The sequence below is a fragment of the Terrabacter terrae genome, from assembly GCF_039529575.1.
Lineage (GTDB): Bacteria > Actinomycetota > Actinomycetes > Actinomycetales > Dermatophilaceae > Terrabacter > Terrabacter terrae.
In genome coordinates this window covers 683,557-707,653 of sequence record NZ_BAAANB010000001.1, presented here as the reverse complement: position 1 = coordinate 707,653, position 24,097 = coordinate 683,557, and the positions used below count along the sequence as shown (strand labels likewise).

Annotated in this window: 18 protein-coding genes and 1 tRNA gene; 5 read left to right on the top strand and 14 right to left on the bottom strand. The window is 72.1% G+C overall.

All coding sequences use genetic code 11. The annotated features are described in order from the left end of the window. Positions 1 to 37: 37 nt before the first annotated feature. The 4 genes from ABD194_RS03260 to ABD194_RS03245 form a co-directional block, all read right to left on the bottom strand. Positions 38 to 793, bottom strand: coding sequence for a 3'(2'),5'-bisphosphate nucleotidase CysQ (locus ABD194_RS03260; protein ID WP_343987436.1), 756 nt, complete (start codon positions 791 to 793; stop codon positions 38 to 40). 389 nt (positions 794 to 1,182) lie between these two features. Continuing rightward, a complete protein-coding gene (gene pth / locus ABD194_RS03255) occupies positions 1,183 to 1,776 on the bottom strand; it encodes an aminoacyl-tRNA hydrolase (RefSeq protein ID WP_343987433.1) in 594 nt (197 codons plus the stop codon). Positions 1,777 to 1,901: 125 nt separating this feature from the next. Further along, positions 1,902 to 2,588 (bottom strand): 50S ribosomal protein L25/general stress protein Ctc, encoded by a 687-nt coding sequence (locus ABD194_RS03250; protein WP_343987429.1) that lies wholly within the window; start codon positions 2,586 to 2,588, stop codon positions 1,902 to 1,904. A 275-nt stretch (positions 2,589 to 2,863) separates the two neighbouring features. Further along, on the bottom strand, positions 2,864 to 3,844 hold the full coding sequence (locus ABD194_RS03245) for an EamA family transporter (RefSeq protein ID WP_343987426.1): 981 nt from the start codon (positions 3,842 to 3,844) through the stop codon (positions 2,864 to 2,866). Between the two features lie 89 nt (positions 3,845 to 3,933). On the opposite strand from ABD194_RS03245, the gene ABD194_RS03240 reads away from it, so the two are divergent. Continuing rightward, on the top strand, positions 3,934 to 4,506 hold the full coding sequence (locus ABD194_RS03240; RefSeq protein WP_343987422.1) for a CGNR zinc finger domain-containing protein: 573 nt from the start codon (positions 3,934 to 3,936) through the stop codon (positions 4,504 to 4,506). A gap of 123 nt (positions 4,507 to 4,629) precedes the next feature. Further along, a complete protein-coding gene (locus ABD194_RS03235; RefSeq protein WP_343987419.1) occupies positions 4,630 to 5,799 on the top strand; it encodes a glycosyltransferase family 4 protein in 1,170 nt (389 codons plus the stop codon). Here ABD194_RS03235 and ABD194_RS03230 read toward each other — a convergent pair. Beyond that, positions 5,790 to 6,860: a glycosyltransferase family 2 protein gene (locus tag ABD194_RS03230; protein WP_343987415.1), complete on the bottom strand. Its 1,071-nt coding sequence runs from the start codon at positions 6,858 to 6,860 to the stop codon at positions 5,790 to 5,792. The genes ABD194_RS03235 and ABD194_RS03230 overlap by 10 nt on opposite strands. 446 nt (positions 6,861 to 7,306) lie before the next feature. Here ABD194_RS03230 and ABD194_RS03225 point away from each other — a divergent pair, with 446 nt between their 5' ends. Next, the gene (locus tag ABD194_RS03225) at positions 7,307 to 12,031 is read left to right on the top strand and encodes a DUF4082 domain-containing protein (protein WP_343987412.1); all 4,725 of its coding nucleotides are present in this window, start codon (positions 7,307 to 7,309) and stop codon (positions 12,029 to 12,031) included. Positions 12,032 to 12,120: 89 nt separating this feature from the next. Here the strand turns inward: ABD194_RS03225 and ABD194_RS03220 are convergent, their stop codons facing one another. From ABD194_RS03220 to ABD194_RS03205, 4 genes are all read right to left on the bottom strand, one after another. After that, complete coding sequence (locus tag ABD194_RS03220; RefSeq protein ID WP_343987409.1) at positions 12,121 to 13,101, bottom strand: ribose-phosphate diphosphokinase; 981 nt, start codon at positions 13,099 to 13,101, stop codon at positions 12,121 to 12,123. Beyond that, positions 13,098 to 14,585 carry a bifunctional UDP-N-acetylglucosamine diphosphorylase/glucosamine-1-phosphate N-acetyltransferase GlmU gene (gene glmU, locus ABD194_RS03215; RefSeq protein ID WP_343987406.1) on the bottom strand — a complete coding sequence of 496 codons (1,488 nt, stop codon included), beginning with the start codon at positions 14,583 to 14,585 and terminating at the stop codon, positions 13,098 to 13,100. Before glmU ends, ABD194_RS03220 begins: the two co-directional genes overlap by 4 nt. A gap of 231 nt (positions 14,586 to 14,816) precedes the next feature. Beyond that, a tRNA-Gln gene (locus ABD194_RS03210) sits at positions 14,817 to 14,895 on the bottom strand. A gap of 86 nt (positions 14,896 to 14,981) precedes the next feature. After that, complete coding sequence (locus ABD194_RS03205) at positions 14,982 to 16,994, bottom strand: sigma-70 family RNA polymerase sigma factor (protein ID WP_343987403.1); 2,013 nt, start codon at positions 16,992 to 16,994, stop codon at positions 14,982 to 14,984. A gap of 426 nt (positions 16,995 to 17,420) precedes the next feature. On the opposite strand from ABD194_RS03205, the gene ABD194_RS03200 reads away from it, so the two are divergent. After that, entirely contained in the window at positions 17,421 to 18,026 is a 606-nt protein-coding gene (locus tag ABD194_RS03200; protein WP_343988205.1) for a TetR/AcrR family transcriptional regulator, read from the top strand. A gap of 308 nt (positions 18,027 to 18,334) precedes the next feature. Here the strand turns inward: ABD194_RS03200 and ABD194_RS03195 are convergent, their stop codons facing one another. Next, a complete protein-coding gene (locus ABD194_RS03195; RefSeq protein ID WP_343987400.1) occupies positions 18,335 to 19,141 on the bottom strand; it encodes a methyltransferase domain-containing protein in 807 nt (268 codons plus the stop codon). A gap of 55 nt (positions 19,142 to 19,196) precedes the next feature. On the opposite strand from ABD194_RS03195, the gene ABD194_RS03190 reads away from it, so the two are divergent. Beyond that, positions 19,197 to 19,751, top strand: coding sequence for a MarR family winged helix-turn-helix transcriptional regulator (locus ABD194_RS03190; RefSeq protein WP_343987397.1), 555 nt, complete (start codon positions 19,197 to 19,199; stop codon positions 19,749 to 19,751). Between the two features lie 5 nt (positions 19,752 to 19,756). Here the strand turns inward: ABD194_RS03190 and ABD194_RS03185 are convergent, their stop codons facing one another. The 4 genes from ABD194_RS03185 to rsmA all read right to left on the bottom strand — a co-directional run bounded on the left by ABD194_RS03185 (position 19,757) and on the right by rsmA (position 24,053). Beyond that, on the bottom strand, positions 19,757 to 20,125 hold the full coding sequence (locus ABD194_RS03185; protein ID WP_343987394.1) for a VOC family protein: 369 nt from the start codon (positions 20,123 to 20,125) through the stop codon (positions 19,757 to 19,759). A 48-nt stretch (positions 20,126 to 20,173) separates the two neighbouring features. Beyond that, complete coding sequence (locus ABD194_RS03180) at positions 20,174 to 22,060, bottom strand: ABC-F family ATP-binding cassette domain-containing protein (protein WP_343987391.1); 1,887 nt, start codon at positions 22,058 to 22,060, stop codon at positions 20,174 to 20,176. Between the two features lie 93 nt (positions 22,061 to 22,153). Beyond that, complete coding sequence (locus tag ABD194_RS03175; protein ID WP_343987388.1) at positions 22,154 to 23,098, bottom strand: 4-(cytidine 5'-diphospho)-2-C-methyl-D-erythritol kinase; 945 nt, start codon at positions 23,096 to 23,098, stop codon at positions 22,154 to 22,156. Between the two features lie 28 nt (positions 23,099 to 23,126). Continuing rightward, complete coding sequence (gene rsmA, locus ABD194_RS03170; RefSeq protein ID WP_343987385.1) at positions 23,127 to 24,053, bottom strand: 16S rRNA (adenine(1518)-N(6)/adenine(1519)-N(6))-dimethyltransferase RsmA; 927 nt, start codon at positions 24,051 to 24,053, stop codon at positions 23,127 to 23,129. Positions 24,054 to 24,097: the final 44 nt, after the last annotated feature.

Genomic DNA, 24,097 nt, shown 5'->3' with positions numbered 1-24,097 from the left:
TTGAGCTGGCTCAGCTGGTACTCGGGCGTTTCCCGGTTCACTGCACTTCCCCCTCGGTGAGCTCTTCGATGACTGACAGCAGGTGGTCCGCGTACTCGGGACGGCAGATGAGCAGGTCGGGCAGGCGGGGGTCGGACTGGTTGTAGCGAAGCGGCGACCCGTCGATCCGGCTCGTGTGCAGACCTGCGCTGCGGGCCACCGCGACGGGCGCGGCCGAGTCCCACTCGAACTGCCCACCGGCGTGGACGTATGCGTCCACCGTGCCGTCCAGGACCGCCGTGGCCTTGACGCCGGCGGAGCCCATCGGCACCAGCTCGGCGTCGAGCCGCTCGGCGAGAGCGGTGACGAAGGCCGGTGGTCGAGTCCGGCTGACAGCCAGGCGGATCGGGCCCTCGGCCCGCGGCCTCAGGGCCGGCGGTTCGTCGGTCGCCAGGGTGTCACCCATGGCCGGTCGCGCCACGGCGCCGGCGACGAGCTCGCCCGCCTCCCACAGCGCGACGTGGACGGCCCAGTCCTCACGAGGGATCTCGGAGAACTCGCGGGTCCCGTCCAACGGGTCGATGATCCAGACCCGGTCCGCCGCCAGCCGGGTGGCGTCGTCGGTCGCCTCCTCGCTGAGCACCGAGTCGGCTGGTCGGTGGCGCCCCAGCTCCGCCGCGAGGTGCTGCTGGGACCTCAGGTCCCCAGTGGCCTTGAGCGCGTCCGGCTCGAGGTCAGGCCCGTCCCGGCGCAGCTGGAGCAGCACCCGGCCCGCCGAGTCGGCCAGCCGGCGCGCGAGTCGCGCGTCGTCCAACGGATCTGCGTCGCCCCCCGACGACGAGTCCTGCTCGGAAATCTCGTTGCGTACCTGCGGAAAACCCATGTTGTCCCCCCCGCCACGTCCGCCTCTGGACGCGTCGCATCACCGTCACGCGCCGTGGCACCTGTGACGGTGTCTGCGCGTTCCGCGGCCCCCCGGCCCCCTTCCGCCTGGGCCCAGTGTCGGTGCCCAGCTGCGTAATGGATTCATGCTAGGACGGGCTGGCAGGTGTGTCCGAGCTTTGGGCAAACGCACGGTTTGGAAGCGCGCTCAGGTGCCACCGTCCTTGCGTGGAGCGGATTCCCGGCGCTGGCAACGGGACTCGTGGAGACGGTGGAGGCGTGCGCCGGCGAAGGTCGGCGGACTGCACCCGGGCGAGAGTCTCAGCGCGGAGCGTGGAAACGCTGTTGGGCGTCGAGGAGCCCGACCTCGATGAGGGCCTGCACGGCATCGGCTCCCTCGTCGAGCAGGAAGGGCAGGACCTCGGTGCGCTCCGCCTTGGAGAAGTCCTTCAGCACGAAGTCGGCCGGGTCCTGGCGGCCGGGCGGCCGGCCGACACCGAGCCGCACGCGCAGGTAGTCGCGGGTGCCGAGGGAGCGGGAGACCGAGCGCAGGCCGTTGTGACCGCCCTCGCCGCCTCCCTGCTTGAGCCGCACGAGTCCCGCCTCGATGTCGAGCTCGTCGTGCAGCACGATGATCCGGTCGGCCGGCACGTCGTAGTACTTCGCGAGGCCGGCGACCGCAGAGCCGGACTCGTTCATGAACAGCGAGGGGATCGCGAGCACGACCTTAGGGCCTGCGACCTCGAGGCGCGCCTCGGCCACGCGGGCCCGGGCGGCCTTGTGCGCCTTGAAGCCGGCGCGACCACCGAGAGCGCGACCGGCCAGCTCGTCGACCGCCATGGCGCCGACGTTGTGCCGGTTGCCGGCATATCCCGGGCCGGGGTTGCCGAGCCCGACGACGAGCCAGGTGTCCATGGGGTCCTCGATCGGGGGTCAGGAGGTGCAGGTGCGGGTGCGGACGCGGGTCCCGTCGAGCCGGAGCTCGGACGGGACCCGCGGACGCGTGGTGTGGCGCGAGGCGCCACGGCGGTTCGTGCGGCTCAGGCCTCGTCGCCCTCGGCAGAAGCGGTCTCGGCCTCGGCGGCCTCGCCCTCGCCGGCCTCGGTGGCAGCGCCCTCCTCGGACTCCTCGCGCTCGATGCCGGCCTCGGCCTCGGCCTCGGCGAGCTCTGCCTCGAGGGCCTCGGCGGTGATGGCGGCGGTGACGTTGACCACGAGCGCCTCGGCGTCCGTGACGAGAGTGGCGCCCTCGGGCAGCTCGACGGCACTGGCGAGGACCTGCGTGCCGGCCTCGAAGCCCTCGACGGAGACGACGACGTTCTCGGGGATGTCCGTGGCCGGGACCTCGACCTGCAGGGTGTTGTGGTCCAGCGTCACGACGGTCTCGGCGGCGGCCTCGCCCTCGACGTGGACGGGCACGTCCACGGTGACCTTCTCGCCCTTGCGGACGACGACGAGGTCGACGTGGTCGATGACCGGCTTGATCGGGTCGCGCTGCACGTCCTTGGCGAGGGCGAGCTGCTCGTTGCCGTCGATGACGATCGTGAGCAGGGCGTTGGCCTGCTTGAGGGCCATCATCGTGTCGTGGCCGGGCAGCGAGATGTGCACGGGGTCGGTGCCGTGGCCGTACATGACGGCGGGGATGTTGCCGGCGCGACGGATCTTGCGCGCGGCGCCCTTGCCGAAGTCGGTGCGCTTCTCGGCGACGAGCTTGCTGTTGTCAGACACGGGGGACTCCTGGGTATCTCGGATGAGGCGGTCTCTGGTGGTCGGCCTCGACGCGGGACGACGCGCGGTGGTTCGGCACTGACGGAGCAGGAAGGTCGTGTGGTCCGCACGCAGAGGCGAACCCGACCGTGGAGAGCTCCACGTCAGGCCACCGCGTCGATCACGGACCTCGTCACGCCCTGCCGAAGCAGCCGTGCGCCGTCCCTCGCCGAGGCAACTGCTCGATCTTAGGCGACGAGCCGCCCGAGGCGAAATCCCACCGGCGGTGCCCGCACTCAGATCGTGGGAACGGGTCGCGTCAGGACCGGCTCGTCACGGTCCGGCTCCGACGCAGGCCGCTCATCCGCCCGAACGGCGACGAGGCCGGCGACGATGAGCACCCCGCCGAGGAGCTGGACGAGGGTCGGCAGCTCGGCCAGCACGAGCCAGGCGAAGACCACGGCGAAGAGGACCTCGGTCAGCGCCACGAACGAGGCGACCTTGGCCCCGAGCAGGCGCACTGCGGCGATGCCCGACACGTAGGCGAAGGCGGCCGCCACCAGCGCGATGACGAGGACCGGCACCCACCACGGCACGACCACTCCCCCGAGCGGCACGTGCTCGGCGCCGCGAGCCATGCCCAGCACGCCCACCCAGCCGGCGAGCCCGAGTGACAGCGCGCCGACCAGCAGACCGCCACCCGCCAGAGCCAACGGTGGCACGTCGGCGTCCACGTGGTCGGCCAGCAGGAAGTAGAGGACCAGACAGACGGCGGCAGCCAGTCCCCAGACGACCCCGACGGCGCTCACACTGCCCCCGTCGAGCACGTCGAGGACGAGGAGCAGGCCGGCGACCGCGAGGCCCACCCCGATCGTGGTCAGCCGCCGAGGCCGCTGGCCGTGCCTGGCCCAGAGCCAGCCGACGATGAGGACGGGGGCGAGGTACTCGAGCAGCAGCGCCACCCCGACGGACAGGTGCGTCACGGCGTTGAAGTAGGCGAGCTGGCACCCTGCCACGCCGGTCAGCCCGTAGCCGACGACCACCCAGCCGTTGCGCCGCAGGGCGCCCCACCGACCGCGGAGCGACCAGAGCGCCGGAGCGAGCAGGACAGCCGCGGCCAGCGCGATGCGCATCGTGACCACGGCACCGGGTGACCAGCCGCCGACCAGCAGCGACTTGCCGAAGGCGCCCGAGGTGGCGAAGGCCGCCGCCGATGCGAGCGCCGTCGCGACGCCGGCGAGGGGGTGGCCCACCGCACCTGATGCCTGCTCCGCCATGAGGCTCACCATCCGTTCGCGCCGATTCGTGTCAGCACCGAAAGCGATTACGATCATGACGTTACCGACCACGCCCGTCAGGAGTCAACATGCTTTTCACTCATGACACAGAAGTGGCCCTCGCGGCCGCGGCCGCGCTGGTCAACACCATGCCGGGGTCCGTTCCCGGCGACACCGACCCCGACCGCCTCACGTCCGTGAAGGACCTCGAGTCGCTCTACCGCGACCAGGGCTGGACCGGGCGCCTCGACCGGGACGTCGCCGAGCTCGAGCAGGTGCGCGCGCTGCGACCCCGGCTGCGCGAGCTCTGGGAGCTCGACGAGGCCGGGGTCGTCGCCCTCGTCAACGAGCTCCTCGCGCAGGCCCGGGCCGTGCCGCAGCTCGTCGACCACGACGGGCTCGGCTGGCACGTGCACGCGACACCCGCCGACGCCCCGCTCGCCCAGCGGATGGCGGTCGAGGCGGCCGTCGCGCTCATCGACGTCGTGCGCGCCGGCGAGCTCGCCCGGCTGCGCGTGTGCGAGGCCGAGGACTGCGACGACGTCGTGGTCGACCTCTCCCGCAACCGCTCGCGTCGCTTCTGCGAGGGCGGCTGCGCCGCACGCGCGCACACCGCCGCCTACCGCGCCCGCCTCGCCCGCCGGGTAGCGGCCGGCTCCTGACACCCCGTACGCCCTCGCCTCGGGCATGCGGTAGACGCCCGGGACGCCCGACGCGCCCGCACGCGAATCCGACGTTCCCGCATACGCCCTCGTGGCCTGCGGTCCAGTGGAACCATCGTGTGCATGGCTGCCGACACACCGAGCACGGGGTCGATGCGAGTCGCTCTCGTGCACAGCTTCTACTCCTCGCGCCAGCCCAGCGGCGAGAACCAGGTGGTCGAGCAACAGCTGGCGGCGCTGGGACGAGCCGGGGTCGAGACGCTGCTCGTCGACCAGCGCACCGACGACCGTGAGCGCAGCCGCCTCTACCCGGTCGGGGCGGCGCTCACGGTCGCGACGGGCACCGGCCCCACTCCCCTCGCCGCCCTGGGGGAGTTCGCACCCGACGTCGTGCACATCCACAACCTCTTCCCGAACTTCGGCCGGGGCTGGGTGCGTCGCTGGGACGGGCCGCTCGTGGCCCACGCCCACAACTTCCGGGCGCTGTGCCCCGGCGGGAGCCTGTCCCGCGACGGTCGCATCTGCACCGAGTGCCTCGACAGTGGCAGCACCCGGCCGGCGATGCGGCACGGCTGCTACCGAGGCAGTCGGCTGCAGACCCTTCCCCTGGCGTTGTCGACGCGGTTCGGTGCCGATGTCGTGCTCACGCGGGCCGACCGGGTCATCGCGCTCACCGAGGACATGCGAGGTCTGTACGCCAGGGCCGGCGTCCCGGCGTCCCGTATCGACGTCGTACCGAACTTCATCCCCGCCACGGAGGTGCCCGAGGTCGGGCCGGGCGGCGACTACTGGCTCTACGTCGGGAGGCTCTCCCCCGAGAAGGGGATCCTCGAGCTCGTCCGGGACTGGCCGCGTGGACGCCGGCTCGTCGTCGCGGGCAGCGGCATCCTCGCGGACGCGGTGCGGGCTGTCGCCCACGACGACGTGGAGCTGCTCGGGCACCAGACGCGCGAGCAGGTGCGAGCCCTCATGGCGGGGGCGCTCGGGCTCGTCTTCCCCTCGCGGTGCATGGAAGGGCTGGGGCTCGTGGCCCTGGAGGCCATCGCTGCCGGGACTCCGGTGCTTGCGTGGGCCCCTGCCCCGGCCGCAGCCCTGGTGCAGGCGCTCGGCGTGGGCCTGGCCGGAAGCGCCGACGTGGCAGCCTCCCTCGAGGAGGCGGAGGCACGGTTCCCGCACCTGCGCGCCCACTGTCGCGAGGTCTTCGAGGCCCACTTCACCGAGAAGGTCTGGGTGGACTCGGTCCTGGACGTCTACGACCGCGCGAGGCAGGCGTCAGCGGCGCATCATCGGTAGCGGGCCCAGGTCCCCGAGGAGAAGAGCGGCCGGACCGCCGGCAGGCCCAGCCAGAAGGACTCCGCCTTGCGCGCGGCCACGGCGGGCAGGACGAGAGGCCGTAGGTAGGGCATGGCCCGGGCGCCGATCGTCCGGCGCAGCTGGAGGGTTCGGTAGATCGGGAGGGACCGAGCCTGGGGCCAGCAGTCGACGGCGAAGGCCATGAGCTCGTCGACGTCGACCTGCGACGTGAGCCCTCGGTCATACGCGCGGACTGCCGTCAGCAGCGCCTCGCAAGCGACCTTGCGCCGCAGGATGGCCGAGAGCCGCGCCGGGTCGTCGAGCAGCTCGCCGCACTCGTCGAGGACGGACTCGAAGGCCAGCAGGTCCTGCTCCAGGGTCATCAACGTGGTGTATGCGGCAGACATGTTCGTCGGGTGCCGCCGGTAGTACGCCTGGTCCACGCCCCGCAGGTAGCCGACGTCGGCCCGCGCCGCGAGGCGCAGCCACATCTGGGTGTCCCCCAGGTGCGGCAGACGCGGGTCGTAGCCGCCGACCTTGTGCTGCAAGGAAGTTCGTACGAGCACCTCGGGCGAGTTGATGCCGCTGCGCCCGTGCCGGAAGCGACGCTCCAGCCACACCTGCCCGGGCCAGATGGACCAGCTCCTCCGACGGGTGCGGGGTCGCGGCAACCGCGAACCGTCCCGGAACCACAACACGTTGCCGTAGGCGAAGCCGACGTCCGGGTGGGCGTCCAGCAGTTCCGCAGCCCGCTGCAAGGCGCCGGGCGTGACCTGGTCGTCGGCGGAGAGCAGCATGCAGTAGTCACCGTCAGCCCAGCCGAGCAGGCCCTCGTTGTAGGTGGCGATGTGCCCGATGTTGGTGGTGTGCACGACGGCCTCGACCCTCGGGTCACGGGCCGCCATCTCCAGCGCGACCTCGCCACTGCCGTCGGGTGAGGCGTCGTCGATGATGAGGACGCGCACGTCCACGTCTCCCTGGTCGTCCAGCACGCTGCCGACCGCCTGCTCCAGGAAGTGGCCGTAGTTGTAGCACGGAATGACGACGCTCACCGAACTCATGACTGCCTACCCCCACGATTGGCTGACGATTCGACGCCATTGTGGGCGACTGCACCGCCCCGTGTCCGGCACATGGTTCACAGAGAGAGCTTCAGGTGTTCGCCCGCGCGGCCGACCCGCGTCGATCTAGGCTCCGCTCAGGCGCTGCTCGGTGCCGGGGTGGGGGCCCCGGCCGAGCGCTTGGAGGCGCCGAACATCCGTGGGGGGCGGCGCACCCGATGCGCCGGGTCACGAAGGCGGTAGCCATGCGCGTGTCAGGTCTGTTCGACCGTGGTCGTCGGGGTTCGAGGGGGAAGCACCGCTCAGGAGGGGGCCGTTCGCCGAGCGGCCGGCCGTGGCGTACGGCGGTCGCGGTCGTCGCCGTCGGGGCGGTCGTCGGCGCCCTTGCGCCGATCACTGCCGTCACGGCAGAGCGCGCCGCTGCAGCCGGGCCCTGCGGTCCTCCGGTGGTCAACACCATCGCGTGCGAGAACACCCTGCCGGGAACGGCGCCCGGCAAGTGGCAGGTGAACGGTGCTGGTGACTCAACGATCCAGGGCTTCGCCACGTCCATGAGCGCCAACGCCGGCGAGACGGTCACGTTCAAGGTCAGCACGCCCGCCGCGGCGTACCACATCGACATCCTGCGCATGGGCTACTACCAGGGCAATGGTGCCCGCACGGTGGCGGCCAACGTACTGCCCTTCGCCACCCTCCCGCAGACCCAGCCCGCGTGTCTCAAGCAGGCCGGCACCGGCCTGGTCGACTGTGGGAACTGGGCCGCCTCGGCCTCCTGGACGGTGCCGAGCACCGCCGTCTCGGGCGTCTACCTTGCGCGTCTGGTGCGCAACGACACGAACGGCGCGAGCCTGGTGCCCTTCGTCGTGCGCAACGACACCGGCCACTCGGATCTGCTGTTCCAGACCTCGGACCAGACGTGGCAGGCGTACAACTCGTACGGCGGCAACAGTCTCTACTCCTGCACCGTCAGCTGCCCGACCGGCAACCCCGACGCCTACAAGGGCGCCGCGATGGTGTCGTACAACCGGCCCTGGCACTCCGCCGCCGACGACAACGGCCACAGCTGGCTGATGTGGGCCGAGTACCCGATGATCCGCTACCTCGAGGCGAACGGCTACGACGTCGCCTACTCCAGCGGGGTGGACACCGGCACGTCTGCGGGTGGCGCGCTGCTGCGCAACCACAAGGTCTTCATGTCGGTGGGGCACGACGAGTACTGGTCCGGCACGCAGCGCGCGAACGTCGAGGCCGCGCGCGACGCGGGGGTGCACCTCGCGTTCTTCAGCGGCAACGAGGTGTTCTGGAAGACCCGCTTCCAGAACAGCATCGACTCCACGAACACGGCGAACCGCACCCTGGTCTGCTACAAGGAGACCCACTACAACACGAGCGTGGACCCGCAGGACCCGCCGACGTGGACGGGCACGTGGCAGGACCCCCGGTTCAGCCCGCCGGCAGACGGCGGCAACCCCCAGAACTCCCTGACGGGGCAGCAGTTCATCGTGAACTCCGGGACGACCGACATCAAGGTGCCGGCGCAGTACTCCAAGCTCCGGCTCTGGCGCAACACCGCGGTGTCCCGGCTCGGCTCCGGCCAGACCCAGACGCTCGGGGCCGGTAACGGCACGCTCGGATACGAGTGGGACGTGGATGCCGACAACGGCTTCCGGCCGGCGGGACTGTTCCGCCTCTCGTCCACGACGTCGAGTACCGCCGAGATCTTCACCGACTACGGCGGGACGACCAAGGCCAACCAGACGGCGACGCACAACCTCACCCTCTACCGGGCGCCGAGCGGCGCCCTGGTCTTCGGCGCCGGGACGGTGCAGTGGTCCTTCGGCCTCGACAGCGCCGGCGGAACCCCTGATCCGGTGATGCAGCAGGCGACCGTGAACCTGTTCGCCGACATGGGAGCGCAGCCCTATGCGTTGACCAGCGGCCTCACGGTCGCCACGGCGTCGACGGACACGGCTGCGCCGACCTCCACGATCACCTCGCCCACCAGCGGGTCCAGCGTGGGTGACGGCGGCAAGGTCACCATCTCCGGCACCGCCGCCGACACCGGCGGCGGCGTCGTGGCAGGGGTGGAGGTGTCCACCGACGACGGCGCCACCTGGCACCCGGCCACCGGGACCACGAGTTGGAGCTACAGCTGGGTCGCGCACGGCAGCCCCAGCACGACCATCAGGACACGGGCCGTCGACGACAGCGGGAACCTCGGGACATCGTCCGCCGGAGTGCCGGTGGGTGTCGGCTGCACGTGCTCCATCTGGGGCGTGGCAGCGACCCCCGGCACCCCCGACTCGGGCAGCGCCACCGCGACCGAGGTTGGCGTGCAGTTCCGCTCGGAGTCGTCCGGTCTGGTCACGGGCATCCGCTTCTACAAGGCGACGGCCAACACCGGCACCCACACCGGCAGCCTGTGGACGGCGAGCGGGACGCGGCTCGCGACCGCCACCTTCACGAACGAGACCACGAGCGGCTGGCAGCAGGTCACCTTCGCGACCCCGGTGGCGATCAATGCGGGCGCGACCTACGTGGCCTCCTACTTCGCACCCAGGGGCCACACCGCCGCGGACGACTCGTACTTCTACCCGCTTCCCTCGCCCACGCCGTACGTCAGCGGCTGGGTCGACAGCCCGCCGCTGCACGCGCTGCGGAACGTGGGGGGCCTTACCAACGGCGTGTTCGTCAACAGCACCACGAGCAAGTTCCCGAGCTCGAGCGACAGCGCGACGAACTACTGGGTCGACGTCATGTTCACCAGGAGCACGGCTGCCGCGACCGCGCCCGGGGCGCCGACCGGCGTCACAGCCGCACCGGGTGACGCGTCGGCGCGCGTGAGCTGGTCGATGCCCCCGGACGGCGGCAGCGCCATCACGAGCTACACCGTCACGCCCTACGTGGGCGCGACCGCGCAGACGCCGATCACCGTCACCGGCACCCCGCCGGCCACGAACGTCACCGTCACCGGCCTGACGAACGGCACGGCATACACGTTCAAGGCCTCGGCCACGAACGCGGTGGGAACGGGCCCGGACTCGGCGGCCTCGGTGGCGGTCACGCCGAAGGGATACACCTGCGGGCCGTGCACGATCTGGCCCGCCTCCACCGTGCCGCAGAGTCCCGACGAGGCGGACACCCAAGCCACCGAGGTGGGGACGAAGTTCACCTCCGACGTGGGCGGCCAGGTCACCGGGGTGCGCTTCTACAAGGCGTCGGCCAACACCGGCACGCACATCGGCAGCGTCTGGAGCGCGAGCGGCACCAAGCTCGCGTCGGCGACGTTCACCAGCGAGACCGCCTCCGGTTGGCAGCAGGTGAGCTTCGCCTCGCCGGTGACGATCTCGCCCGGCACCGTCTACGTCGTGTCCTACTACGCGCCAAACGGGCACTACTCGGGTGACTCCGCCTACTTCGCGACGTCGGGGGTCGACAACCCGCCGCTGCACGCGCTGAAGGATGGCGTGAGCGGAGGCAACGGGGTCTACCGCTACGGCACGAGCAGCGGCTTCCCGAACCTCACCTACGACTCCGAGAACTATTACGTGGACGTCGTGTTCGCCACGTCCGCAGGACCCACGGCACCTGCGGCGCCGACCAACGTCAGCGCGGCCGCCGGCGACAAACAGGCCACCGTCACCTGGACCGCCCCCGCCAACGGCGGCAGCCCGATCACCAGCTACGCCGTGACGCCCTACATCGGCAGCACCGCCCAGCCGGCCACCACCGTCACCGGCACCCCGCCCGCCACGACGACCACCGTCACCGGGCTCACCAACGGCACCGCCTACACCTTCAAGGTCTCAGCCACCAACGCCATCGGCACCTCACTGGACTCCACCGCCTCCAACGCGGTGACCCCGACCGCGAGCAACGCGTGCACCAGCTGCACCATCTGGCCTGTCAACGCCAACCCGGCCAACCCCAGTGCCAACGACGGCTCCGGCGTCGAGCTGGGGGTGAAGTTCACGTCCGACGTCAGCGGCCAGATCACCGCGATCCGGTTCTACAAGGGCACCGGCAACACCGGAACCCACACCGGAACCTTGTGGACCAGCACCGGCACGAAGCTGGCCTCGGTCACCTTCACGAACGAGAGCACCACCGGGTGGCAGCAGGCGAGCTTCACCACCCCCGTCTCCATCACCGCCGGCACCGTCTACGTCGCGTCCTACTACGCACCGGCCGGGCACTACGCCGCCGACAACAGCGCCTTCGCCAGCGCCGGCGTCGACAACGCGCCCCTGCACGCCCTGCAGGACGGCGTCAGCGGCGGCAACGGCACCTACGCGTACTCCGGCGCGAGCACCTTCCCGACCAACACCTACCAGGCCACCAACTACTGGGTCGACGTCGTCTTCTCCGGCACCATCACTGCACCCGGCGCGCCGACCGGTGTCAGCGCCACCCCCGGCGACAAGCAGGCCACCGTGACCTGGCCGGCTCCGTCCAACGGCGGCAGCCCGATCACCCGCTACACGGTCACGCCCTACATCGGCACGACGGCCCAGACGCCCACGACCGTGACGGGCAGCCCGCCGGCCACGACCGTGACCGTCACGGGCCTGACCAACGGGACGGGCTACTCCTTCAAGGTGTCCGCCACCAACGCCGTCGGGACCGGATCGGACTCGACGAGCTCCAACACCGTCACTCCGACCGCGGCCGTCACCTGCACCGGCTGCACGATCTGGTCGAGCACGGCGGCTCCGGCCAACCCGAGCACCAACGACAGCTCCGGGGTCGAGCTGGGCGTCAAGTTCACGTCAGACGTCAGTGGCCAAGTGACCGGGATCCGGTTCTACAAGGGCACCGGCAACACCGGCACGCACATCGGCACCCTGTGGACCAGCACCGGCACGAAGCTCGCGTCGGCCACCTTCACCAACGAGACGGCCTCCGGCTGGCAGCAGGTCAACTTCGCCACCCCCGTCTCGATCACCGCGGGCACGGTCTACGTCGCGTCCTACTACGCCCCCGCGGGGCACTATGCCGGCGACAACAACACCTTCGCCGCCGCGGGGGTCGACAACCCGCCCCTGCACGCCCTGCAGGACGGCACCAGCGGCGGCAACGGCATGTTCGCCTACAACAACGTCAGCGCCTTCCCCAACAACAGCTACCTGTCGAGCAACTACTGGGTCGACGTCGTGTTCGCCTCCGGCTGAGCCGGGAGGTCGCAGCACGAGGAGAGGGCGTATGCGGCGGGAGGGGGCCCGCGGCATACGCCCTCTGTCGTCGTGAAAAGTGTCCGGCGTCAGGCCTTGCCGTCGAAGAGGCTCGTGACCGAGCCGTCCTCGAAGACCTCGCGGATCGCCATCGACACGAGCGGGGCGATGGAGAGCACCTCGAGCTTGTCGAAGCGGCGGTCGTCGGGGATCGGCAGGGTGTTGGTGACGATGACCTCCTCGACCCGGCAGGCCTTGAGGCGGTCGACGGCCGGGCCCGAGAGGATCGCGTGCGTGGCGGCGATGATGACGCCCGCCGCGCCCTGCTCCATCAGCGCGTCCGCGGCCTTGGTGATCGTGCCCGCGGTGTCGATCATGTCGTCGACGAGCACGCAGGTGCGGCCCTTGATCTCACCGACGACCCGGTTGGCCACGACCTCGTTGGGCCGGTTGATGTCTCGAGTCTTGTGGATGAAGGCGAGCGGGGCACCGCCGAGCCTCGAGCTCCAGTCCTCGGCGACCTTGATGCGGCCGGCGTCGGGCGAGACGACCGCGAGGTCGAGGTGGCCGTATTTGCGGCCCACGTAGTCGGCGAGGATCGGCATGGCCATGAGGTGGTCGACCGGGCCGTCGAAGAAGCCCTGGATCTGCGCGGTGTGCAGGTCGATGGCCATCAGCCGGTTGGCGCCGGCCGTCTTGAACAGGTCGGCCATCAGGCGGGCCGAGATCGGCTCGCGGCCGCGGTGCTTCTTGTCCTGGCGGGCGTAGCCGTAGAAGGGCAGGACCACCGTGATGCGCTTTGCCGAGGCGCGCTTGAGCGCGTCGATCATGATGAGCTGCTCCATGATCCACTCGTTGATCGGAGCGGTGTGGCTCTGGATGACGAAGGCGTCCGAGCCGCGCACCGACTCCTCGTAGCGCACGTAGATCTCGCCGTTGGCGAAGTCGTAGGCCGAGGTCGGGACGAGGTCCGTGCCGAGCTCCTTGGCGACCTCCTGGGCCAGCTGCGGGTGGGCCCGGCCGGAGAAGACCATGAGGTGCTTCTCGGTCGTCTTGTTGATGCCGCTCATCGTCGGGCGTCCTTCGTCTCGGTCTTCGGCGTGGTGGTGGGCGAAGCGTCGGGGGTGGGGGCCAGGGCCGCCTGCGCTGCCTCGTCCGTCCTGGTGCCGGCGCGACGGCGCGCGACCCAGCCGTCGACGTTGCGCTGCTGCGCGCGCGTGACGGCGAGCTGCCCGGGGCCGACGTCGCTGACGACGGCCGACCCGGCCGCGACGTAGGCGCCGTCGGCGATGGTGCGTGGCGCGACGATCACCGAGTTGCTGCCCACGAAGCTGTGGGCCCCCACGTTCGTACGGCCCTTGGTGACGCCGTCGTAGTTGGCGAAGATCGTGCCGGCGCCGATGTTGGCGCCCGCGCCGATGGTCGCGTCCCCGCAGTACGTCAGGTGCGGCACCTTGGCGCCCTCGCCGATGTCGGCGTTCTTCGTCTCGACGAAGCCGCCGATCTTGCCGTCGGCGCCGAGGCGGGTGCCGGGGCGCAGGTAGGAGAACGGCCCGACGTCGGCGCGCGGCCCGATCTCGGCGAGCTCGGCCTGGGTGCGCACGACGCTCGCCCCGTCGCCGACCTCGACGTCGGTCAGGGTGGTGTCCGGCCCGATGGTGCAGTCGCGCCCGATCGTGCTGGCGCCGTGGATCTGCGTGCCGGGGTGCACGACGGTGTCGGGTCCGATCGTCACGTCCGCGTCGAGCCAGGTGGTCGCGGGGTCGATGACGATGGCGCCCTCGCGCATGGCCTGCTCGACGATGCGCCGGTTCAGCTCTGCGCCGAGGCGGGCGAGCTGGACCTTGTCGTTGACGCCCTCGGTCTGCCAGAGGTCGGCCACGAGGTGCGCGCGCACCGACAGGCCCCGGCCGCGCGCGATCGCAATGACGTCGGTGAGGTACTTCTCGCCCTGCGCGTTGTCGGTGCCCACGTCGGCGAGCGCCTCGCGCAGGACGGCCGCGTCGAACGCGTACAGCCCGCTGTTGACCTCGCAGATCGCGCGCTGCTGCTCGTCGGCGTCCTTCTGCTCGACGATCGCCGCGACGGCGCCGTCGGCGTCACGGACGACCCTGCCGTAGCCCGTGGGGTTCTCGATGGTGGCCGTGATGAGCGTGACGGCGTTGCCCGAGGCGTGGTGCTCCGCGACGAGGCCCTGCAGCGTCTCGCTCGTCAGCAGCGGCACGTCGCCGTAGGTGACGACCACGGTGCCGGACAGGCCGGGGGGCAGCACCTCGAGCGCGCACTCGACGGCGCGGCCGGTGCCCTTGACGTCGTCCTGGTCCGCGACGAGCGCGTCGGGGTCCAGCTGCGACACGTGTTCGGCCACCCGGTCGCGCTCGTGGCGCACCACGACGGCGAGATGCTGCGGGTTGGTGCCCCGAGCGGCCCGGATGGCGTGGGCCACGAGGCTTCGGCCGCCGATCGTGTGGAGGACCTTGGGGGTCGTGGACTTCATGCGTGTGCCCTCACCGGCGGCGAGGACGATCACGGCGGTGGGCCGTAGATCGCTCACAGGGCGCAGCTCCTTTTTGGATCGGGGTGCACTCGGGTGCGAACGACCCCGGCCCGAGCGGGCGCCGGGGTGCGCCGCAGCCATGCTACTCGCGGAGAGATGGCACCCTTGCCCGGCCGTGAGTGCGCCGTGACGCCGCTCACAGCGCGAGCGCGCACAGGGACGTATGCCGTGTCCTCCGCACGGCAGCGCAGGCGGACGGCTGCTGCGGCCGGGCTCACGGCGACCGAGCTCCCCGGGCAGGAGTCGAACCTGCGTCGCTGATCCTGATTCAAAGTCAGGCGGGCCCTGCCGGCAGACCAACCGGGGATCGTCGTCGAACGGGTCACAGGGTAGTGCAGCGTGACAGCCCACCTGCACAACCCGTCGGTGGCTGGTGCAGGTGGTGCCGGCCGGTCAGGACGCGGGGGCGGCGGCCGGGGCGGCGCTCTCCTCTGCGGCAGCGCCGGACGGGGCGGCCTGAGATGCCGTCCCGGGAGCCACCGACGAGGTCACGGCAGGGGCTGGACTCGTCGGCTCGCTCTCCACGGGCTCCGAGCTCACCGGGGCCGTGGCCGACCCCGTGGCCGAGTCCGTGGCCGTGGGCGACGGCTGGGGGGTGACCGTCCCGGACGGGACCGGCTCGGAGGCCTCTGGAGGCACCGGCACGGACGTCACCGGGCCGGGGACCACGGGTGCCGTTGCCGAGGCGGTCGGCGCAGCGGGTCCGGAGGACGGCGCGGCTGTCGAGGACGTCGCGGAGGCGTCGGTGGAGGGGTCGGTGGAGGCCGTCGGCGTGCCGGTCTCGCCGGCGACCGGCGGCATTCCTGCCGTGGCGGACGCCGCGGGTGGGCTCGAGGGTCCGGGAGGCACGGCGCTGGTGGTCATCCCCTCCACCGTCGACGGGCTCGAGCCACTGGTCCCGGTGACCTGCACGGGCACGATGGTCGGTGCACCCTCGATCGTCTTCAGGACCATCGACGTCGGCGGGGCACCGGGCGCCGGAAGGCGAAGGCCCTGCGCGAGCGAGGCCACGGCGCTGGCCGAGCCTCGTCCTGACGGGGACGTGGGCGTCGCCGGCACGGTCACGCTGCGGGTGACCGCCGGGCTCGGGCCGAGCTGGTGCGCGATCGCCGGGGTGGCAGAGACTCCCAGACCCACGACCAGGCCGGCGACCGCCGTCGCGATCGGTGGCCCGAGGGTCGTCCCGGCCAGCACCGCCGTCCCTCCCGCAGCGGCGGCGACGGGCACCGCGGCCGGCACGATGGCGGCCGCAGCGGCCGATGCCGCCCCGACTGCGCTGCCGGTGGCGGCCGTCGCGGCCGTCACGGCCGTCGTCGCGGCCGTCGTCGCGGTCGCCGTCGTCGCGGTCGCCGTCGTCGCGGTCGCCGTCGTCACGGCGGTCGTCATGGCGGCAGAGGTGGCCGTGGAGGCTGTGCCGGCCACGGTCGACGTCGCACCCACGGCCGTGGCGGTGGTCGCCGACGACGCCGCTGTCGCCGTGGCACCGGCAGCCGTCGACACGCCGATCCCGGCGGAGGCGGCGTGCGTGCCGACGAGCTGGGCCATCGGGCCGTGGCCCAGGGCCCGGGAGGCAGCACCTGCTGCGAGCACCAGCGGCGCCACGAAACCGCGGAACCCGGCGTGCAGCCGCCCGAGGTCGGCGGCGAGCCGCGCGTCGACGGGGCACGTGTCGAGATGGGTGACCGCTCGAGCGCGCTGCCGCTGGGTTAGCTTCCCGCGGACGTAGCTGCTCAGGTGGTCGTGCACCCACCGGCACTCGGAGCCGGAGCACTGCGGAGCGTGTCGCTGCAGCCAGACGTCGAGGTAGCCGGTGCGCAGGGCGTCGCGGGCGCGCATCGCCCGGGCGCTGACGACGTTCGCGGACACCCCGAGCAGAGGTGCCACGGCCCGCGGGGCCTCGCCCTCCACCATGGTCCGCCACAGCAGCTCCTGGTCGCTGTCGGGAAGCCCGTGGAAGGCCGCCCTGACCAGCTCCGTGTCGACCTCCAGGTCGCCCACCGCTGCCTTCTCGGGGTCCGGCAGCTGCCCGGGCAGCCGGTCGAGGTCCTCCGACGGCGTCGACACCACCGTGATCGAGCCCCGCACGGCGTCGACGCCGACCGAGCGGACCGTCGAGACGAAGTAGGCCCGGAAGTTCAGGGCCGGCCCCTGACCCTGGCGCACGAGCCTCAGCACGCGGGCCGAGGCCTCGGCGACGAGGTCCTCCGCGGCCACACGGCCGCGGAACCGGGTGGCCGCGGCATACGCAGCCGGCAGGTGTCGGTGCCACAGGGCCGCGAACGCCGCGTCGTCGCCGTCACGAGCCTGCTCGAGCAGCTCCGCGTCCGGTATGGCGGACAGGTCGGTCGAGGCCGTCGAGGCAAGCTCGGGCGACGTGGGACGTACCAGGACCGTATGAGCTGACACCGGCGACTCCCGTCTGGCTTGGGGTTCCAGTGTGCGACACCGGGTCAAGGGCCGGGACGGTTTTCCGGGGCCCCGGCGACACCGGGCCTCGCGGGAAGAGCGGGAGGGCCGGTCGCGGCAAGCTCCCCCAAGACTTGCCACGACCGGCCCCGCAGCCGATTCGCACCACTGGTGTCCCCCCAAGACCCGTGGCCCCCGGACTGTGGTGGGGCGAACCGTTCCTCCCCCCTCACCGACACAGACGAGCGAGCCACCGTTTCATGACGGGATTCTGGAAAGTTCTTCAGACGGCGCCCATGGAGCCGGTCCGGAGGAGCCCCGCGGGCTCGGACGTCCCCGATGGGTGCGTGCGTCGACCAGGGTGCGGAACGGCACAATGTCCTCGTGACTGCCGACCGCGCCGACTCCTCCCCGCCGCGCGCACGCATGACCGGGCCTGAGCGCCGCGAGCAGCTCATCAAGGTCGGGCGCAGGCTCTTCGCCGAGAAGGGGTTCGAGGCGACGACGGTCGAGGAGGTGGCCTCGAAGGCCAACGTCTCCAAGCCGGTCGTCTACCAGCACTTCGGCGGCAAGGAGGGCCTCTACGCCGTCGTCGTCGACCGTGAGATCCAGGCCCTCCTCGGCGGGATCAGCGCGGCCCTCGAGGAGCCGGAGGGCGCCCGGGTGCTGCTCGAGCGCGCGACGCTCGCCCTGCTCGACTACATCGAGCGCGACCCGGCGGGCTTCCGGATCCTCGTGCGAGACTCGCCGCCGGGCCAGTCGACCGGGTCGTTCGCGAGCGTGCTCGGCGACGTGGCGGTGCACGTCGAGCACCTGCTGGCGGCCGAGTTCAAGCAGCGCGGCCTGGACCCGAAGTCGGCCCCCATCCATGCCCACATGCTCGTCGGCATGGTGGCGCTGACGGGGCAGTGGTGGCTGGACCGGCGCAAGTTCAAGAAGGACCAGGTCGCGGCGCACCTGGTCAACCTCGCCTGGAACGGGCTCTCGGGCCTGGACCGCAGTCCGCGCCTGGCCACGGTCCGGAAGCGCTGAGGGCAGGAGGGTCGCGTGGCAGCGCGACATGCAGGTCTCGTCCTCCCGAACGGTCCCCTCCACGAAACCACGCGGAAGGACGAGACCTGGCGGCACCACCGAGAACGGCGGGCAGGGAACGCTCCCTCCCCTGACCAAGCGGGAGATCCCTGCCGTCCGGGCTCCGTGAGACCCGCCGAGACCCATTTCACGACACGGACCCCGAGAATGTGGCGAAATGCGGCAAACTCGCGAAACTTTCTTCCGGGCCCGCCCGAGTGCCCGTCAACGACGCCCGGCCCACAGCCTGCACCGGGCGGCGCGCTCGGTCAGCGCGGCAGGCGTGCCACGGCGAAGGTGCGCGTGAAGGGGAAGAGGACGCCGAAGGGCCGGCGGGGGTATGCCGCCTCGAGCTCGCGCTCGTAGTCGGCCACGAACGCCTCCTGCTCGCCGGCATCCAGCACACCGAGCACGGGCCGCAGTCCCGTGCCGCGCACCCACTCGAGCACGGGGTGGGGGCCGCCCGCTGTGGCGGACAGCACGTGCTGGTAGGTCGTCTGCCACACGTCGACGCCGGCCGTGTGCTCCAGCAGAAGGGCGGCATACGTCTCCGGCTGCGCCACCGCTCTGGCCCGGTCGAGGCCGGGGCGCAGGTCGTCGGCGCGCGGCTGGCGGGCGGCGACCTCGCGCATGAGCCGGTGCGAGGGGGCGTCGAAGTTCGAGGGCACCTGCATCGCGAAGGTGCCGCCGGGTGCCAGGCTCGCCAGCCAGGACGGGATGAGGCGCAGGTGGGTGGGGACCCACTGGAGCGTCGCGTTGGTGACGAGCACGTCCACCCGGGCACCGGCGCCGCTCGGGTCCCACTCCTCGGCGCGCGCCTGCACCCACTCGACCCGACCGCCCGCGTCGAGCTCGCGCGCGCGCTCGAGCATCTGCGGGGAGCTGTCGACGCCGACGATGCGCGCGTCGGGCCAGCGCCGGGCGAGGCCGAGGGTCAGCTCGCCGGGACCACAGCCCAGGTCGACGACGAGTCGCGGGGCCGGCGCGTCGACGCGCGCCAGCAGGTCCGCGAAGGGACGGCCACGGTGACCGGCGAAGACGGCATACTGCCGCGGGTCCCAGGCGGAGTCGGTCATGTCACGCTCTCTTTCCTTCGATGTCAAGACTCTTGACGGCGACTACAGTTGGACCATGAGCGCCGACCACAGGCCCGCCGACGACGTCGACGAGATCGTCTCGGCCTGGCGCCGCGAGCGACCGGACCTCGACGTGTCGCCGCTCGAGGTGCTGTCCCGCGTCTCGCGGCTGGCGCGCCGCCTCGACCTCGCCCGCGGGTCCGCCTTCTCGGAGCACCTGCTCGACGGCTGGGCGTTCGACGTGCTGTCGGCGCTGCGCCGCGCCGGCGAGCCCTACGAGCTCTCCCCCGGCCAGCTCGTGCAGCAGACGCTGGTCACCTCGGGGACGATGACCAACCGCGTCGACCGGCTCGAGCGCAGCGGCTTCGTCGAGCGTCGCCCCGACCCGGGTGACCGGCGCGGCGTGCTCGTGCGCCTCACGCCGGCCGGCCGGGACGTCGTGGACTCCGCGATGGCCGACCTCATCGAGCAGGAGAAGTCGCTGCTCTCGGAGCTGTCGGAGCCCGACCGGGCCCAGCTCGCCGGACTGTTGCGGCGCATGCTGGCCCCGCTCGAGAAGCGCGAGGCGCCCGAGGTCCGACGGGGCGCACCGACGGGCACGAACGGCTGACGGCCTCACGCCGTCGGCGCCGCCTGCTGGAACTCGAGCCGGTTGCCCACGGGGTCCGCGGTGTGGAAACGCCGCAGCCCCGGGATGTTGTCGTCCCAGGTGACCGGGGCACCGGCTGCCTCGACCGACGCGGCGAGGGCCTCGAGGTGCGCGACCGCGATCCCCGGGTGGGCCTTGCGGGCCGGGACGAAGCCCTCCTCGATGCCGACGTGGACCTCGGCCGAACCGCTCCTGAACCACGCTCCGCCGCGGGCCTGCAGGCGCTCGGGCTTGGTCACCTCGGTCATGCCGAGGACGCCGACGTAGAAGGCGCGCATGTCGTCCTCGCAGCCCGAGGGACCGGACACCTGGACGTGGTGCAGAAACATCTCCATGACGGGAAAGTATCTTGATATCAAGATACTTTCAAGGGTTTCCGGCGGTCAGCCGACGACCTCGGCGGCCTCCAGCCACTCGACCTCGAGCTCCTCGCGCTCCGACACGACCGCCTGCAGCTTCGTGTTGAGCTCGGCGAGCGCCGCCGGGTCGGTGGCCTTCTCGGCCATCTCGCCGTGCAGCCGCTCCTCACGCTCCTGCAGCCGGGACAGCTGCCTCTCGATGCGGGCCATCGACTTGCGCGCGTCGCGGACCTCCGCGGGAGTGGCGGTCGGCCCCCCCCGCGGTATGCCGTCCGCCCCGGTCGTCGAGCCGGACGAGTCGCCGCCGGCGCCCTCCGAGCCGGCGGGGCTCGTCCGTCCCGACCCTCCGGCGGCCTGCGCCGTGATCGCCGCGTGCCTCAGTCGCAGGTACTCCTCGACACCTCCGGGCAGGTCCCGGACCCTGCCGTCGCCGAGCAGGGCCAGCTGCTTGTCGGCGACGCGCTCGAGCAGATAGCGGTCGTGCGAGACGACGACGAGCGTGCCGGCCCAGCCGTCGAGGACGTCCTCGAGCGAGGTGAGCGTCTCGATGTCGAGGTCGTTGGTCGGCTCGTCGAGGATCAGCACGTTGGGCTCGGTGAGCAGCAGGCGCGTCAGCTGGAGCCGGCGCCGCTCACCACCGCTGAGGTCACCGACGCGGGACTGCTGGCGCCCGCCCGGGAAGCCGAGCCGGGTCGCGAGCTGGCCGGCACTGATCTCCTTGCCGCCCAGCGTGGTCCACTGCTTCACGTCCTCGATGGCCTCGATGACGCGCCACTGCTCGAACCGCTCGAGCTCGCGCACCTCCTGCGTCAGGTGGGCGATGGCGACGGTCTTGCCGATCTTGCGCCGTCCGGCGTCGAGCGGGATCTCGCCGGTCAGCGCGCGCAGCAGCGTCGACTTGCCGGCGCCGTTGACGCCGACGATGCCCACGCGCTCCCCCGGCGCCAGGCGCCAGGTCACGTGGTCGAGCAGCCGGCGCTCGTTCGGCGGCTCGCCGACCGAGACGGTGGCGTCCTCGAGGTCGAGGACGTCCTTGCCGAGGCGCCGGCTGGCGAAGGAGGCCAGCTCCACGCTGTTGCGCGGCGCCGGCTCGTCGGCGATGAGGGCGTTGGCCGCCTCGATGCGGAACTTCGGCTTGCTCGTGCGGGCGGGGGCGCCCCGGCGCAGCCAGGCGAGCTCCTTGCGCATGAGGTTGGAGCGACGGTCGGCGAGGACGCCGGCGAGGCGGTCGCGCTCGGCCTTGGCCAGGACGTACGCGGCATACCCGCCCTCGAAGGCACTGACCCTGCCGCCCTCGACCTCCCACGTGAGGGTGGCGTACGCGTCGAGGAACCACCGGTCGTGGGTGATCGCGACGGTCGCGTTGCCGGGCCGGGGGCGCTTGGTGGCGAGGTGGTCGGCGAGCCACGCGACGCCCTCGACGTCGAGGTGGTTGGTCGGCTCGTCGAGCAGCAGCAGCTCAGGATCGGCGACGAGCAGGCGCGCCAGCGCGAGGCGGCGACGCTCGCCACCGGACTTGGGGCCGACGCGACTGTCGAGGCCGCCGACGTTCTGCGCCTCGACGCCGCCGAGCAGGCCGGTCAGGACGTCGCGGACGCGGGGGTCCCCGGCCCAGACGTGCTCGGGCAGGTCACCGAGCACGGCCTCCCGGATGGTCCACTCGGGGTCGAGGGCGTCGTCCTGCGCGAGCATGCCGATGCGGATGCCGTCGGCGCCGCCCTGCTTGGTGATGCGGCCGGAGTCGGGCTCCTGCAGGCCCGCCATGACGCGCAGCAGCGTGGACTTGCCGCCGCCGTTGACACCGACGACGCCGATGCGGTCACCGGTGAGGACACCGAGGCTGACGTCGTCGAGGACGTGGCTGGTGCCGAAGACGAGGGAGACCCGTTCGAGGGAGATGAGGTTGGCCATCGACCACTGACCCTACGGCGTGGGCGGGCGCTCACCGAATCGCGCCGGGCGAGCAGCGCCGACTGGCGGTATGCGTGCTGCTGGGTGCGTGCGTCAGTCGGCCGTGCGAGCGACGGGGACGACCTGGGCGCCGTGGACGGGACCCCTGGCGCGGCGCAGGTCCCGGCACAGGGCCGAGGCGGCGAGCGACACCGACAGGTCGAGCGCGGCCTCGTGGCTCTCGGTCAGGAAGGCGACGGTGGGCCCAGACCCCGACACGACGCCGCCGAGCGCCCCGAACTCGACGCCGGCGTCGCGCAGCTCGCGCAGCTGCGGCCGCAGCGAGAAGGCGGCGGGTTCGAGGTCGTTGTGCAGGGCCGCGCCGAGGGCCGCGGGATCGCCGGAGCGCAGTGCCGCCATCAGCTCGGCGCTGATCTGCGGCTCCCCCACGCGAACGCCGTCACGCTCACGCAGGCGGTCGCACTCGGCATACACCTCGGGGGTGGACAGCCCCGTGTCGCTGACCGCGAAGACCCAGTGGAAGGTGCCGCGCGCCAGCACGGGCGCCAGCTGCTCGCCGCGGCCCGAGCCCATCGCGTTGCCCCCGGTGAGCAGGAACGGGACGTCGCTGCCGAGGGAGGCGGCCAGCTCGGCGAGCTCGTCGCGGTCGAGGCCGAGCCCCCACAGCTGGTCACAGGCCACGAGGGCCGCTGCGGCGTCGGCCGAACCGCCGGCCATGCCCCCGGCCACGGGGATGTCCTTGTCGATGCGGATGGAGAGGCGCTCGTCCACGTCCCAGCGCTCGGCGACGAGGCGCGCGGCCCGGACGGCGAGGTTGTCGCCGTCGGTCGGGATGCGGTCGGCATACGTGCCCGCGGCGACGACCTGCCAGTCGTCCCAGCGGGCGATGGAGACGTCGTCGTGGAGCGACACGGCCTGGTAGACCGTCGCCAGCGCGTGGAAGCCGTCCGGGCGGCGGGGTCCGACGCGCAGCTCGAGGTTGACCTTGGCGGGGACGCGTACGGTCACCGCGCCCGGCAGCGTCGGGGCGACAGTCATGCGCCCACCCTATGGGCCGACCGCCGCCTCAGGACGAATGGCCGCGTCGCCGGGCGCGCGGCTGGGCGGGTTCCACACCCACCGGACGGGCCTCGGCGATGCGGGAGAAGGCAGTGATGTCGAGCTGCTCGCCGCGCGTGCGCGGGTCGATGCCGGCGGCCACGAGGGCCTGCTCCGCGGCGTCGGGCGAACCGGCCCACGACGCGAGCGCGCCGCGCAACGACTTGCGCCGCTGGAGGAAGGCGGCGTCGATGCAGCGGAAGACGTCCTCGCGGCTCGCGGTCGTCTTCGGCGGCTTGCGACGGCGCAGCGACACCAGCCCGGAGTCGACGTTGGGAGCCGGCCAGAACACGTTGCGACCGACGCGGCCGGCGAGCTCGACGTCGGCGTACCACGCGGCCTTGAGGCTGGGCACGCCGTAGACCTTGCTGCCCGGCTCGGCGGCGAGGCGTTCGGCCACTTCCAGCTGCACCATGACGAGGACCCGGTCGATGCTGGGGAAGTGCTGCAGGAACGAGAGCACCACCGGCACCGAGATGTTGTAGGGCAGGTTGGCGACGAGGGCCGTCGGGTCAGGACCCGGCAGCTTGGTCACGGTGAGGGCGTCCGCCGCGACGAGCCGCAGCTTGTCGGCGTTGTCGGGCTGGAGCGAGCGCACCGTCTCCTCGAGCGCGCCCGCGAGCCGGGGATCGACCTCGACGGCCGTCACGTGCTTGACGACGGGCAGCAGCGCCAGGGTCAGGGAGCCGAGCCCGGGGCCCACCTCGACGACGACGTCCTTGGGGCCGACGCCGGCCACCCGGACGATCTTGCGCACGGTGTTGGCGTCGACGACGAAGTTCTGGCCCCACTGCTTGGTGGGGCGCACCTCGAGGCGCTCGGCGAGCTCGCGCACCTGCGCCGCCCCGAGGAGTGCGGCGTCGTCGACCTGCGCCGCGGCGTCCTTCTTCGTCATGCGCTCACCCTATGGCGCCCGCGAGAGAGGACGTATGCGGTGAC